General features: G+C 45.1%; 17 protein-coding genes. 6 read left to right on the top strand and 11 right to left on the bottom strand.

Annotation, left to right across the window (positions count from 1 at the left end):
- Positions 1 to 5 precede the first annotated feature (5 nt).
- On the bottom strand, positions 6 to 446 hold the full coding sequence (locus GFS24_RS00175; protein ID WP_153657552.1) for a DUF2147 domain-containing protein: 441 nt from the start codon (positions 444 to 446) through the stop codon (positions 6 to 8).
- A gap of 55 nt (positions 447 to 501) precedes the next feature.
- On the opposite strand from GFS24_RS00175, the gene GFS24_RS00170 reads away from it, so the two are divergent.
- The gene (locus GFS24_RS00170) at positions 502 to 1,317 is read left to right on the top strand and encodes a ThuA domain-containing protein (protein ID WP_153657551.1); all 816 of its coding nucleotides are present in this window, start codon (positions 502 to 504) and stop codon (positions 1,315 to 1,317) included.
- On the opposite strand, the gene GFS24_RS00165 is transcribed toward GFS24_RS00170, so the two are convergent.
- From GFS24_RS00165 to GFS24_RS00150, 4 genes are all read right to left on the bottom strand, one after another.
- Positions 1,290 to 1,577, bottom strand: coding sequence for a SelT/SelW/SelH family protein (locus GFS24_RS00165; protein ID WP_153657550.1), 288 nt, complete (start codon positions 1,575 to 1,577; stop codon positions 1,290 to 1,292). The genes GFS24_RS00170 and GFS24_RS00165 overlap by 28 nt on opposite strands.
- 14 nt (positions 1,578 to 1,591) lie before the next feature.
- Positions 1,592 to 2,269, bottom strand: coding sequence for a ribose-5-phosphate isomerase RpiA (gene rpiA / locus GFS24_RS00160; protein WP_253906367.1), 678 nt, complete (start codon positions 2,267 to 2,269; stop codon positions 1,592 to 1,594).
- Entirely contained in the window at positions 2,253 to 2,945 is a 693-nt protein-coding gene (locus GFS24_RS00155; RefSeq protein ID WP_153657549.1) for a molybdopterin-dependent oxidoreductase, read from the bottom strand. The genes rpiA and GFS24_RS00155 overlap by 17 nt, the downstream gene beginning before the upstream one ends.
- A gap of 84 nt (positions 2,946 to 3,029) precedes the next feature.
- Positions 3,030 to 4,832, bottom strand: coding sequence for a serine hydrolase (locus GFS24_RS00150; RefSeq protein ID WP_153657548.1), 1,803 nt, complete (start codon positions 4,830 to 4,832; stop codon positions 3,030 to 3,032).
- A 66-nt stretch (positions 4,833 to 4,898) separates the two neighbouring features.
- On the opposite strand from GFS24_RS00150, the gene GFS24_RS00145 reads away from it, so the two are divergent.
- The gene (locus GFS24_RS00145) at positions 4,899 to 5,123 is read left to right on the top strand and encodes a CDGSH iron-sulfur domain-containing protein (protein WP_153657547.1); all 225 of its coding nucleotides are present in this window, start codon (positions 4,899 to 4,901) and stop codon (positions 5,121 to 5,123) included.
- A gap of 36 nt (positions 5,124 to 5,159) precedes the next feature.
- On the opposite strand, the gene GFS24_RS00140 is transcribed toward GFS24_RS00145, so the two are convergent.
- Both GFS24_RS00140 and GFS24_RS00135 read right to left on the bottom strand, forming a co-directional pair.
- Positions 5,160 to 5,693, bottom strand: coding sequence for a DUF1415 domain-containing protein (locus GFS24_RS00140; RefSeq protein WP_153657546.1), 534 nt, complete (start codon positions 5,691 to 5,693; stop codon positions 5,160 to 5,162).
- A gap of 6 nt (positions 5,694 to 5,699) precedes the next feature.
- Positions 5,700 to 6,059 carry a SnoaL-like domain-containing protein gene (locus GFS24_RS00135; RefSeq protein WP_153657545.1) on the bottom strand — a complete coding sequence of 120 codons (360 nt, stop codon included), beginning with the start codon at positions 6,057 to 6,059 and terminating at the stop codon, positions 5,700 to 5,702.
- Positions 6,060 to 6,147: 88 nt separating this feature from the next.
- Between GFS24_RS00135 and GFS24_RS00130 the strand changes: the two genes are divergently transcribed.
- Positions 6,148 to 6,564: a hypothetical protein gene (locus GFS24_RS00130; RefSeq protein ID WP_153657544.1), complete on the top strand. Its 417-nt coding sequence runs from the start codon at positions 6,148 to 6,150 to the stop codon at positions 6,562 to 6,564.
- On the opposite strand, the gene GFS24_RS00125 is transcribed toward GFS24_RS00130, so the two are convergent.
- A complete protein-coding gene (locus GFS24_RS00125; RefSeq protein ID WP_153657543.1) occupies positions 6,561 to 7,901 on the bottom strand; it encodes a DEAD/DEAH box helicase in 1,341 nt (446 codons plus the stop codon). The genes GFS24_RS00130 and GFS24_RS00125 overlap by 4 nt on opposite strands.
- Before the next feature lie 77 nt (positions 7,902 to 7,978).
- Between GFS24_RS00125 and GFS24_RS00120 the strand changes: the two genes are divergently transcribed.
- Positions 7,979 to 8,398 (top strand): ribonuclease H, encoded by a 420-nt coding sequence (locus tag GFS24_RS00120; RefSeq protein ID WP_153657542.1) that lies wholly within the window; start codon positions 7,979 to 7,981, stop codon positions 8,396 to 8,398.
- 77 nt (positions 8,399 to 8,475) lie between these two features.
- On the opposite strand, the gene GFS24_RS00115 is transcribed toward GFS24_RS00120, so the two are convergent.
- Positions 8,476 to 9,315, bottom strand: a complete 840-nt coding sequence (locus GFS24_RS00115; RefSeq protein WP_153657541.1) for a tetratricopeptide repeat protein — start codon at positions 9,313 to 9,315, stop codon at positions 8,476 to 8,478.
- Positions 9,316 to 9,341: 26 nt separating this feature from the next.
- Positions 9,342 to 10,802: a PLP-dependent aminotransferase family protein gene (locus tag GFS24_RS00110; RefSeq protein WP_153657540.1), complete on the bottom strand. Its 1,461-nt coding sequence runs from the start codon at positions 10,800 to 10,802 to the stop codon at positions 9,342 to 9,344.
- A gap of 86 nt (positions 10,803 to 10,888) precedes the next feature.
- On the opposite strand from GFS24_RS00110, the gene GFS24_RS00105 reads away from it, so the two are divergent.
- The gene (locus tag GFS24_RS00105; RefSeq protein WP_153657539.1) at positions 10,889 to 11,773 is read left to right on the top strand and encodes a RimK family alpha-L-glutamate ligase; all 885 of its coding nucleotides are present in this window, start codon (positions 10,889 to 10,891) and stop codon (positions 11,771 to 11,773) included.
- Positions 11,760 to 12,395: a LysE family translocator gene (locus GFS24_RS00100; RefSeq protein WP_153657538.1), complete on the top strand. Its 636-nt coding sequence runs from the start codon at positions 11,760 to 11,762 to the stop codon at positions 12,393 to 12,395. The genes GFS24_RS00105 and GFS24_RS00100 overlap by 14 nt, the downstream gene beginning before the upstream one ends.
- Here the strand turns inward: GFS24_RS00100 and GFS24_RS00095 are convergent.
- Positions 12,351 to 13,409 carry a phytase gene (locus GFS24_RS00095; RefSeq protein ID WP_153657537.1) on the bottom strand — a complete coding sequence of 353 codons (1,059 nt, stop codon included), beginning with the start codon at positions 13,407 to 13,409 and terminating at the stop codon, positions 12,351 to 12,353. The genes GFS24_RS00100 and GFS24_RS00095 overlap by 45 nt on opposite strands.
- Positions 13,410 to 13,417 lie beyond the last annotated feature (8 nt).

Here is a 13,417-nt window from a genome sequence, read left to right as displayed (position 1 = left end):
TTTTATTATTGTACCCTCGTCCATACAGAGGTGCGGCCCAATAAGGAGAAGCCTACATATCCCCGCAGGTTGAGTTCATTGCCATTTAGTTTCATGGTGCAGCTATATGTTTTCCCTTTTTCGGGATCATATACTTTGCCGTCTGTCCATTCTCCGTCATCGTATTCCATGTTCGTGAGGATCACCATGTCTTTGAGGTTCCTGTTCCGCATGGATTCGTCACTGTTCTTGGTATCTTTCTTAGAGGTAACACCATCTGCTTCGTACATTGTTTTACCCCAGATCAGTTTCCCGAAATACTTATTACCCACCTTGTAGATCTGGATCTTTCCATTTTTGTTTTCACTTAACCAGATACCTAAGATCTTATCTCCTTCGGCGGCCTGCGCAAATGTTGCCATTGTTGCGAATAAGAAGACCGTCAGCAGCATTGTTGCTCTTTTCATAGTCATGGTTTTAATGTCATTAAAATTACTATTTTTAAAGCATTAAAATTCCCGTATGAAAATTGTCCTATATCTGCTCTGTTTCTTCTATGTTACCAGTGTGCATGCCCAGTTTAAAGTGATCGGTTTCTATACCGGTAAAAATGACCGTGCTCATGTGAGTTATGTGCATGAGGCCAACCGCTGGTTTGCGGAAATGGCTGTTAAACATGGCTTCCGTTATGATTCTACCAATAACTGGAGCAATATGAATGACACCTTTCTTGCGCAATACCAGGTAGTGCTGTTCCTGGATACCCGGCCGGATGATCCGGCCCAGCGGGAAGCGTTTAAAAAGTATATGGATAACGGCGGCGGCTGGATGGGATTTCATTTTGCAGCCTTTGCCCTCACCCCCTCTGCGTATCCGCAGAACTGGGATTGGTACCATAACGAGTTCCTGGGTTCTGGCTCCTACGGCAGCAATACCTGGAGACCAACTTCAGCTATCCTGCGGGTAGAAGATGCCAAACATCCTTCCACTAAAAACCTGCCGGTTACTTTTAAAGCTTCTCCCAATGAGTGGTACCGCTGGTCCAATGACCTGCGCAAGAATCCTTCCATCAAGATATTATTGTCGATAGACTCCACCAGTTTTCCCCTTGGAACAGGGCCAAAGGCATATGAGATATGGCATAGCGGGTATTATCCTGTGGTGTGGACGAACAAACATTATAAAATGATCTACGTGAATATGGGCCATAATGATATCGATTATGAAAACAAAACGAACAAGGAATTGTCTTTCACTTTCGATAATGCGGTGCAGAATAAACTGATCTTAGACGGGTTATTATGGCTGGGTCAGGCTTCTGCTTTACGGTCTGAGTGACCGAGGTTTTTACCGGGGTTTACCTTATCCCTTACTGTTTGTTTTAATTCTTTGATCTCGGGGAAATGACCATCCCGTTTACGGTCAAAGATCACTTCCTCTCCCAGCAATACCTGGTAGCTGCCTGCTATTTCAGAAGGTTTGAGCGTAACGCCGCCCAGTTCTTCTTCAAAAGTAGTGAGGAGTTCCTGTGCCATATAAGCAGCGCGCAGCAGCCAGCCGCATTTAGGACAATATGAGATAGTGATATGTGGTTTCATGATTAATTGTATTATTATGAGAAGACCTTTACCTGATCTCCTTCCCCCATCAAGATATTAAAAGCGAGGTTAATAAACAAACCGTGAGTCACTACGCCTATTATTTGATTCAGTTGTGCAGAGAGTGCTATGGGGTCTTCTATCTTTCCATAAGTCACGTCTATGATGTTATTTCCTTCGTCTGTAATGAAAGCGCGCACTTCTGCTTGCAGGTGTTGCTTTTTTAATTCTTCCAATACATACCCGCGGGCAAAAGGGATCACTTCCAATGGCAACTTGAATTTACCCAGGTGTGTTACCAGTTTGGAAGCGTCTGCGATGATGATCTCCTTCTTCGTTTTGGCTGCTACAATTTTCTCTCTCAGCAAAGCGCCGCCGCCACCTTTGATCATGTATTTTTCTTTCGTGAATTCATCTGCGCCATCTATCGTAATGTCTATTACATCCACGGCATTGATATCCGTTAGCGGGATACCCAGCGAGAGGGCCAGTGTGGCTGTTTGGTCAGAGGTAGGAACGGCTTTGATCTGCAGGCCCTGTTTTACCTTTTCTGCGATAGCTGTAATAGCATAATAAGCTGTGGAGCCTGTTCCCAGACCCACTACCATATGATCTTCTATCATTGCCACTGCTGCCAGTGCGGCGTTTTCCTTTTCTTTTTCTTTATCCATTTTTTCAGCTGTAACGGTCATTTCTCCAGGGATAGGCCGTATTGGAATACCCTCTTTCTTCCCAGAAACCTAATTTATTCCTTTGCAGGAATTCTATCCTGTTGATCCATTTAGAACCTTTCCAGGCATATAATTGCGGGGTGATCATCCTTACGGGGCCGCCGTGTTCCCTGGGTAAGGGCTGTCCTTCCACAGTATGCACCAGCAGTACATCCGGTTTCAGTGCTTCTTCCATGGATACATTGGTGGTGTATTCATCATACCCGTAACAAAGTATATGCGCAGCCGTTTCATGTGGCTGCACCAGTGCTGCCAGATCCAGCAGGCGCACACCTTTCCAGTTCATGTTCAGTTTGGACCAGGTGGTTACACAGTGAAAATCCGAAGTATCTTCTGTTTGTGGTAAGGCGAGAAAATCTTCCCAGGTTAATGTAACAGGGCTTTCCACATCCCCGTCTATCGTCAGGCGCCATTCATCCAGGGGAATAGCTGGTTGGATACCCAGGTCCAGCACGGGCCATTTGACGGTGAGGGTTTGGCCAACAGGGATCACGGGCATGCCGTGACGGTTGGGATTTCCTTTGCCCATAGGCCTGTTATCAGCCACGGAAGGCGTGTTCCTGATCTTATCTTCGAAACGCGCTTTCAGTTTCATGCGGGCATCCACGATCCTTTTGAGCTTCTCTGAATCTTCCATATGCTTGCATTTATACTTAAAGTTAAGCCTATGGCAGGTATTATAAAAAAATAAACCTCCGAATATCCGGAGGTTTATTTAGAATCATTTCTTTTTAGTGGCTTTGAACTTTCCATTGGGTTGAAGGAAGGTAAGCTCTGTAACTTCCTGTTTATCATCAAGGGTGAACTGGAGATTAAATCCTGCTAATCCTTTAATACTGAACTTATCTTTGCCGGAAGGTATTAAGGTATATTCCGGCTGGCCGGGTACGGTAAGGAACAATTGCTCCCCTCCTTTGCGGTATATTTTGCTGATTACACCCATTAATACATAATCCCCTTCGTACTTCTTAAGATCATCGGCTTTGAGGGCTAATCCCTTTTCTGTTCTGGTAAAAACCGTTGGCTTAACAGGAGATTCCATGGGTACACTCACCTGTGCAATCTTTCCATTCTCGTCCGTACGGAAAGTGAAACGCCAGGGGTATGTATCTTTACTGACACCTTTTTCTTTATCTATTGGTGCGGGATCATAAATATCATAGCAATAATGTTTTAAATACCAGGTGCTGCCATCCGGTATTTGCGCAAACAGGGAATCACCTTTTGCTACTATTTCAAATTTCCCGTATCCTTTGTTCTCGTAGTATCCTGTAAAATCTTCTGCCGGGCGGGAAATGTCTGCGCCTTTTACTACTTCTGCTTCTTTTGCAGCAGTGTCTTTGGGCATCTTAGGTTTTTTGGTCTTATCGAGGTAGTACTTATTCCAGTTAATGTCTTTCAGTCCCAGCAGCTTATCTGAGATCTTATTCCTCATAATGGTGGGCATAATGGAAGCATTCTGATTGCTGAGGATAATGATCCCGATATTATCCGTAGGATAGAAGCAGGCGCTCGCAGTAAAACCATTGATATTGCCACCATGCTCTACCTGGTAATGCCCGCGATAGGAAGTAAGCATCCAGCCAAAACCATATGCGTTAGAATGAATATCCGACATATCCATAGGTGCCGGTGCTCCGCCACCCATCGACATTTGGGCACTCACGGCTTCCTTTATATAGTTGGCGTTCAAAACTTCTTTGCCTTTGAACTTCCCACCCATGATCCAGGTGATCACCCAATTGGCCATATCGTTCACACTACTATTAATGCTGCCGGCAGGTGCCATGGCATTGATGTTAAAGTAATCTATCTTCTTAATGGCACTATCATTTTCCACAAAGTATCCAATAGCAGGTTCTGGATTTTTCTTTAAACCATCTATGGTGAGATTGGAATTATTCATGTCCAGTTTCCGGAAGAACCGCTCTTCAATATTATCTTCCCAGCTTTTGCCAGTAACCTTCTCTGCTACTACGCCCTGTGCCAGGAACATCCAGTTGTTGTATTGCCACCTCGTACGGAGGGGAGCTGAGGGTTCATGGTACTGGATCCGCTGGAGCAGGCTGTCTTTAGAAGCTGAATTGAACATGAACCAGGAAAGATCATAACGGGAAAGGCCGGTACGGTGGCACATCATATCGCGTAAAGTGATCTGTTCATTCATTTCGTTGTTGTAGAACTTCAACGCGGGCAGATATTCCCTTACCGGTTTGTCTATATCTACCAACCCTTCCTGGTTTAATGAACCTATGAGGGCGGCTGTAAAGGATTTTGTACAGGATCCTATTGCGAACTGGGTATTGGGCGTTACGGGTAGTTTCTTTTCCACATCCCGGTAACCGAAACCTTTGGCATAGATGATCTTATCCCTTTCTACAACCGCTACTGCAAAACCGGCGCCATGCCAGTCTTTCAGGACTTCTTCAGCGATGGCGTCAATATTCTTCAGACGGGCATCCTGCTGGGCTAACGTAACCGTGTAAATGGTTAGTGTACAAAGGCACAGGAGTATTTTTTTCATACTGCATAAATTAGTGTGCTAATATAAGCATTTACCCTACTTTTGCGGGCTAACAATCAAATTATAATGGCTACTACTAAAATCACTGTTAACAATAATGGCTCCCTGAAAGTTGAGGGAGACTTTGAAATTGTTGACAAAAACGGGAACGTATACGACTTAGCAGGAAGGGATGTGGTGTCCATCTGCAGGTGCGGGCGTTCTCAGAACAAACCCTTCTGCGACGGTTCTCATAAAGGTCATTTTGAACATGAAGCAGTAGCGTTCAGCTTACCGCCTAAGAAAGTATAACGACCAGGGCTGACCGTTATGGTCAGCCCTGATTGTTTATAGGCAACTATCTCTTAACATCTTCATATATGCGGCGCCCTTTTCCCGGGCAAAGTTGATGTTCCGCTCCGGAATACTTTGCGGGTCCGCGAAATTCAACAAGGCCTTCTCTATCTGCGCTTCCCTGAGTATATGTAACATCGGGTAAACGGACCTGTTGGTATAATTGGCGGCATCCTCTAATGCTGTATCTGCAAACTGGTATAAAGGATGAAAACTGGCTACCTGGTAAATACCCCGATACCCTTTTTGCCGTAGCATTTTTTCCACAGCATCCACGAGTTCCAGGTAATCCAGGAAAACGGGGAATGCATCGGGAAAAATAAGCATGGTGGTGGCAATGCTTTCATCATTATCCAGGCGAACACATTCTGCCAGGAAAGCCAGCCTTGCGGCATTTAATCCTGTTGTTTGTACTACTTCGTAATGAATGGTATCCTGCTTCAGCTCTTTCGCTGCAAATGGACAGAAATTACATCCTACCACAACTTCCCTGATCCAATTCTTCGTTTGTGCAATTATTTCTACCATTTTCGTTTAGTAGAAAAACTGTTCTGCAATAATTTTTCCATCCTTTACAGTATATACACACAGCTCATTCATCCTGGTACGGCCTCTTTCTTTCATGGTAAGGTCCATATCCAGGGTAAAAGCGATGGTATTTTCTGTGATCAATGGCTCTGAAACAGCAATACTATGTACTTCCTGTACCGTTGAATTGAACAGCTGTCCTTTTGCAATGTTTGCTTCCATTCCTTTTGTTTCCTTCTCAAAACCCGGTGTGGCAAATGCTTCTATACTTACTATATCGTCTGCAAACAGCTCTTTCTGCGCTGTCTCAAATTGCCCTTCACGACAGTAGTTTGCGAGCCTGGAGGCTAATTCCTGAATACTCATAACAATAAGGTTTTTGTGTTCCGTAATTTAACTAAAACATAGGGCAAACCGGCATTATTTATGCAACAATTTCCGAAATGTTCATCTTATGAAAAACGCTGATTTTAAAAAGTTCTTCGACGACTATGTGAAATGGGGCGATGAAAACAATGCCCAAAAAATAGCCGACGCTTATGCTGCTCATTTCATCTTCACAGACCCCAATGGCATTATGCCCATGGAGAACAACAAGGAACTTGTTGCTAAGTATGCAGATATTGATACGCATTATAAAAAAGTGGGTCGCACGGGTACATACATTGTTTCCGTAGATACCACTGAGCTGGATGTTTTACACTATCTCGTAAAAGTGAAATTCGGCATGACCTTTCAGAAAACGGGTGATGAGATGATCACTTTCGATATCAGTTATATCATACGGGTAGTTGATGGAACGCCGAAGATCGTGCTGTACATATCACATGAGGATGAAATGAAATTATTGAAGGAGAAAGGGCTTCTTTAATTTTTCCCTTTGGGTTTTGCTCCGCGGGTTTTAGGCTTGCCGTATTTCTGCTTCATCTTCTCTGAGTGGCGCACCTTCACATTCTTCTTTTGATTGTGGGCTGCTTTATCATGGAAGGCGGTACCTACATCTTCCCGCTTCCGTTGTTTTAAGACGATATTAGGAACGATGAAACCTGGTTCTTCCTCTGGTGTTAGTTCAGTGGAGATCTCCAGGTTTTCAGGCAGTTCGGCAACAGGGATCTGATAGTTCATCAATGCTTCTATCTTATCCTGTACTTCTTTGTCCTTCTCGGTGATGAAACTGATGGCAATCCCTTTTTTATCAAAACGACCTGTTCTGCCAATACGGTGGATGTAACTTTCCGGTTGTTCCGGCATGTCGAAGTTGATGACGTGGGTTACTTCTGAAATATCCAGTCCGCGGGCAATGATATCTGTTGCTATCAGCAGGCTATAGTTGCCGGACTGGAATTGCTTTACGGTATTGAAACGATGGTTCTGTTCTTTATTGGAGTGGATCACGCCTACTTTTTCGGGGAATTCCAGCGCGAGGGGTTCGTATAATTCATCCGCCAGCTTTTTCGTAGAGGCGAAGACCAGTACTTTGGTCATCTCCGTTTCTTCTCTTAACAACAAACCCAGGAGGTTCACTTTCGTGTAGAAGTTGGGGACCATATAAGCCTTCTGGGTAATATTTGCCAGCGGCGTACCTACTGGCGCGGCTTCTATGTAATCGGGGTTGTTAAAGAACGTTTTTATGAGTTCTTCCACATCCGGTGTAATAGTAGCGGAAAAAAGGAGGTTCTGGCGTTTCAGCGGCAACAGATCCAAAATATTCTTCAACTGTGCACGGAACCCCAGATTCAGCATTTCATCTACTTCATCTATCACCAATCTCTTGATGGCTTTGAGTTTGAGGGCGCCACTCAGCACAATATCCACCAGCCTGCCGGGTGTGGCTACTACCACGTCCAGTTTCCCTTCTGCCACGGCCATTTGGGGGTTCATATTTGCTCCGCCATAGAAACCGGCAACTTCCACACTTTGGTGCGTGCTCAGCTTTTTAACGGATTCTACTACCTGTACAACCAGTTCCCTTGTAGGTACAACGATGAGGATCTGGGGGAACCTGTCTTTCGTGAAAGTCCACATTCTCAGGCAGGGTAACAGGTAGGCGAATGTTTTACCGGTACCGGTCTGGGCTATTCCGCATACATCACGGCCACTCATGGTGACAGAGAAAACCCTGCTCTGGATGGTGGTAGGTGTTGTAAAATTCAAGTCCTTCAGCGCTGCCAGTAAAGGTTTATTAAGATTCAGATCTTCGAAAGTCATATGTACCTGTAGAAAAATGAACTGCAAAAATAGCGCTATTCTTGGGTTAGGCGAAATTCATACTTACATTTAGGGATATGGATATATATACGGATGGGAGTTGTAACACTCAGAACCTGCTGGGGGCCTGGGGGGCGGTTATTCTTACTCCTTCGTCGGAGAAGATTGTTTTATCGGGGAAGGAGGTGAATACCACGCATCAGCGGATGGAGTTGCTGGCGGTGATCAAAGCGTTGCGGTTTGTGGGTACTGGCAGCGTGACGGTTTATTCGGATAGTCAGTATGTGACGGGGTTGGTTGGGAGGAAGCTGGGGGCTAAGGGGTTTATGACGAAAAAGGGTGCTGCCATCAGGAATGCTGATCTGGTTCGGGAGTTTCTTGCGTTGGAGGCTGCGATGGAGGTTACTTTTGTGAAGGTGAAGGCGCATGGGGAGGGGGTTCCTTTTAATGTGGAGGTTGATAGGCTGGTGAGGGGGCTTGTTAGGGAGAGGGTTTAGCCTGCGTTTATTTAGCCGGCCAGAAGCGGCGATTGTGTTTTGTTTTTTTGGATGTTTTTTCTTTTAAACTAAAATAATCAACTCAACTCTCTCAGCCTGTCTGCAGCGTAGTCTGCACCGAGGCCTTTTGCTTTCTTCCAATCTTCGATGGCGCCGTCTTTATCTCCGAGGGCGTATTTTATGTTGCCACGGTTGAAATATACGGGGGCGTTGTTTGCGTCTAGTTCTATGGCTTTGTTGAAGTCTTCGATGGCGCTGGTATAGTCTTCTGTTTCACTTTTGTTTACGGCTCTGTTGATGTAAGCTTCTTTGAATGTGGGTGCCAGTTCTATGGCTTTATCATAATCCTCGCGGGCTTTGGCGGTGAGGAAAATGGCTTCTTTGGCTATGGCGCGGGAATACCAGGTGTTGGGGTTTTCGGGGAAGATCTTGATGGCGGAGGTGAAATGAATGATGGATGCACCGTAATTACGGTTGTTGTAAGAACTGATCCCCAAGTCGAAGTAATAGGCCAGCTGGCTTAGTTCCAGGTTGGGGAATTCTTTATTATCCGGGCTGGCAAAGGTGCCATATCCATCCAGTTTGCAATCAAATTCAAAACCTTTGAAGTAGAGATCAATGCCCCAGGCTAATAGATTATCCTGGTCTATCGGGAACATAGGGGAAATACCTGTGAAACCCAGCAGGCCTTCCTTCTCTCCTATCTCTCCTATTTTTAATCCATATGTATTGGTAAGAAAAGCACTTAATTTCTCCAGCTTTTCTCTTTGATCTGCCACGAAAAGGAAGTCGAATTCACCCAAGGCATATTCCTGGAAACCGCTCTTGATCAGGCGATCATAGACCGCAGCTGCCCAAAGGACTTCTTCGGAAAATTGTTTGATGAACTGCTCCTGTGTGAAAAATCTCCCTTCCATATATCTGATTTGAGGTGCAAAATTAATTAATTCCGCTCTAATAGCTTCTTCAAAACCAGTACTGCTTTTTCCATTTCCGGTACGCCATACCCCGTAAATCCAAAAATGAAGCCATCTTCCTGTTTGAACTTCATGGCAAATTCATTCACCGGAATAAGGATCACACCTTCTGCCAAAGCAGCTGTGATGAGCTTTTTCATGTTGCAAGGGCGTTTCAGCCATGCAATGAAATGCATGCCTGTATCCGCAGGCGCTACCAGGATATATTTGCTGAGATGTTTTTCTAATAATGCCACCAGTTCTTCCTGTTGTTTTTTGTAGAGCGTCCGCATCTTTCTCAGGTGCCGTGCGAAATGACCTTTCAACATAAACTGCGTAACGATGGCCTGATCTATTACAGGGCTCTGCCTGTCTATTGTAGATTTCACCATCTTGAACTGCTGTGCAATGGCAGCAGAGGGTAAAACCATGTAACCTATCCTCAGCGCGGGAAAGAGCACTTTGCTGAAAGTGCCGGTATAGATCACATTGCCATGATCGTCCAATCCTTTCAATGCAGGTACCGGACGTCCGTTGTAGCGGAACTCGCTGTCGTAGTCATCTTCCACGATCCACATTTTATGCCGCGCTGCCCATTTCAGTAATTTCAGGCGTTCACTTAATGGCATGGTAGCCCCTAAAGGATATTGGTGAGAAGGGGTGAGATATACGAAACGTGCTTCCGGATAATGTTTCATGGCATAAGCAATATCCAGTCCGTTCTCTGTAATGGGTATGGGACATACTTTTCCACCCCATCGTGTCATAGCAGCCCGCGCTCCCAGGTATCCGGGATCTTCCATCCAGCAGAGGTCCCCTTTCCGGATCAGGGCCTGTGCGGCAAGGTTCAGGGCCTGGCGGGAACCATTTACAATAAGGATCTGATCTGCCTCACAGATAATGGAGCGGTTGATGCGCAGGTAATCTACCAATGCTTCCCTTAAGGGCAAATGCCCCAGTGTTTCTCCATATCCCAGATGCAGGGAATGCACTTCACGGTATACTTCTGCGGCAAGGCCAGACCATATTTTGAAAGGAAACTGGTGGATGGAGGGTACAGAGTTTTGGAAAGGCATTACCGGTTCTACTGTGCTATCCTTGCGTAATACTTCATCCGGCAGGGCCACATCGTTGTATTTCACCGGCATTGTTTTCCTGGTGGAAGCGCTGATGGGATTGAGTTTGGCGCTTACATAAGTACCGTCTCCTTTTTTCCCGGCCAGGTATCCTTCGAGGATCAGTTGTTCATAAGCCTGGAACACACTGTTGCGGGAAATATCCAGGTCTGTGGCCAGGTGCCGGGTAGAGGGCATCCGCTCTCCTTCTTTCAGGCGGGCACTGAAAATGGCGGCCTTGATCTGCTCATACAATTGAAGATACATAGGGGCTGTATTCCCTTTTTGTATCTTAATGAAAGGCAGTGGTATCCGGGGAGTTGTCTTGCTCATAATGGCACTGTCAAAATTGTATAAAATGGCTCTTTCTGCAATGCCAATATACTGTTACTTTTGTTCAGGTTCAAAAATAAAATGACATGAAGATCGCATACGTTTGCTATACCACGCAGGAGAAATATGTAGCACCTACTGTGGAAGATGAAGAAAGTGTATTGCTTCATTTCCTGTTAGAGAAAGGTGTTAATCTCCACAAAGTGATCTGGAATGATCCTGCTGTTAACTGGCAGGAATACGACCGGGTATTATTAAAATCGCCCTGGGATTATCACGAAAACATTGGCGCTTTTCATGCATGGCTGGATAGCATCGAAGCAGCAGGACTTCCACTCATTAACCCTTACGCCGTAGTGAAATGGAACACGGACAAACATTACCTGCAAGATATCACTGCTGCCGGTTTATCTGTTATACCTTCCGCTATTATAAAAAAGGGAGCGCAGTTTAACCTGCTCTCCTGGTTTGAACATTTCTCCACCACGCAGCTGATCGTAAAACCTTGTATCAGCGCAGGTGCAAAGAATACTTTCACCATTCCGCTATCTGAAGCAGCAAACTATGCCACTATCCTGGAACCTTTGGTACAGGAAGAAGCATACCTGGTGCAACCTTACATCAAAGAGATTGCTACAGAAGGGGAATGGTCTTTTGTTTTTCTGGATGGAAAGTACAGTCATAGTGTTGTGAAGAGACCGAAAGCGGGGGATTTCAGGGTGCAGCAATATCATGGTGGTACGGTGCATACAGAAGAACCAGCTGCAAAACACATTGAAAGCGCTACGGCTTATGTGCAGCAGTTTGCGAAAGACTGTTTATATGCACGTGTGGATGGCGTGATCATTGAAGAAGAACTGAGCCTGATGGAACTGGAACTGATAGAGCCTTTTCTTTTCCTGGGCTCTCATCCTGAAGGATATGAGAATTATTACAAAGCTTTAAAAGCTTATCAACATGATACCATTTAACCAACTATTGCTGTTCCTGCTGGCAGCATTTGTGATGGTGATCACACCGGGGCCTAATATGATCTATTTGATCTCCCGGTCTGTAACACAGGGCAGGAAGGCCGGTTTGACCTCCCTGCTCGGCATTGCATGCGGCTTCCTATCCCACATTTTGTTAGTTTCCTTTGGACTGACAGCCGTACTGATGACCATCCCCTTTGCGTACACTTTGCTCAAGACACTTGGCGTGTTATACCTGCTGTACCTGGCATGGGAAGCCTGTAAGCCCGGCAGCAAAAGCGTTTTTGAAACACAGCACGAAATGAAGGCGGATAAGCCAGCGAAACTTTTTGCGATGGGCATCTTTACGAGTATGCTCAATCCTAAAGTAGCGGTGTTTTACTTATCCCTCTTTCCTCAATTCATTAACCCTGCTTACGGCGATGTATTTACACAAAGCCTGATACTGGGCTTTTCCCAGCTCTCCGTTAGCTTTACCGTTAACTTCATTATTGTGATGATATCGGCAAAAGCTATGCAGTGGTTTGCATCCAATCCCAGATGGGTCCGCATCCAGAAATGGTTCATGGCCAGTGTGCTAGCGGGCCTGGCTATAAGGATGGCTGTTGATAAAGGCAAGTAACGCTTCCCATGAATAATAATGGAATACTTTACCATTGCTCATTGCTACAAACAATCCTTTAGGAAATTTATCCCCCAGCGGCACAGCAGTTACATCAGAGCCGTCACTTTCAATAGTGGATACCGGCACCTCTGCTAACAGTTTGTGCTGATGGGGATTTCCCACTTCTCCTTCCCGCCTGTATACCATAAAAGTATTGTTCTGCTGGTTAGATACCAGGATGTATCCTGTACTATCTGATGTGGGATAAATAGAAATGCCTTCATGATCCGATACAAAACCTTCCGTTGCAAAAAGCACTAATTCGGTATCTGCTTTTGCATCCGGATCTGCTATGTATTTTCTCACACCTACTGTTTCATCAGAATAATAAACATACCCCAGTTTATTATCTACGGCAATAGCTTCTATTTCTTTTTTAGCACTGTACTTCCCGAACTTCCTTACCACATTAGCCTGTACTGCACCTTTACCATTATCACTGAGGCGATATTGCCAGAGGTACTGATCTACCGGACCAGTTTTACGGCCTACGATGGCAAAGATCGCAGAGTCTGACGGACGGGTGTACAATGCAATACCCATGGGTGATTGCTCTGCTTCTCCGGCAAATACAACGATGCCACCATTATCTATCGGTGTTAATTCCGGCAGTTTGAAAATGCGGATGCTGTTTGTTTCTCTTTCCGTTAATACAGCAATATCTGTTGGTACGCCATTGATCTTTAAACCATAGGCAATGTCCACATTATTAGGGCGTTTGAGCCCAACTACTTTATTCACGATCTTACCTTCCAGATCAAATGCATAGAGACCTCCGTCTGTTGCTTTATCTGTTCCCAGGATCAGGCTTTTCAGTGTATCTGCGTGATTGATCCAGATAGCGGGATCATCTGTATCAGCCCCCACCTGCTGTGTTATCACAGCAGGTTTGAGGGCGTTTTCTTTAACAGGTGCTTTTTGACTATCACAAGCGCTCAGTAATACGGCGCCGATTATAATATATTTTAACATTCACGTAA

This window comes from Chitinophaga sp. SYP-B3965, from assembly GCF_009647655.1.
Lineage (GTDB): Bacteria > Bacteroidota > Bacteroidia > Chitinophagales > Chitinophagaceae > Chitinophaga.
This window is presented reverse-complemented; position numbering and strand designations above follow the sequence as displayed.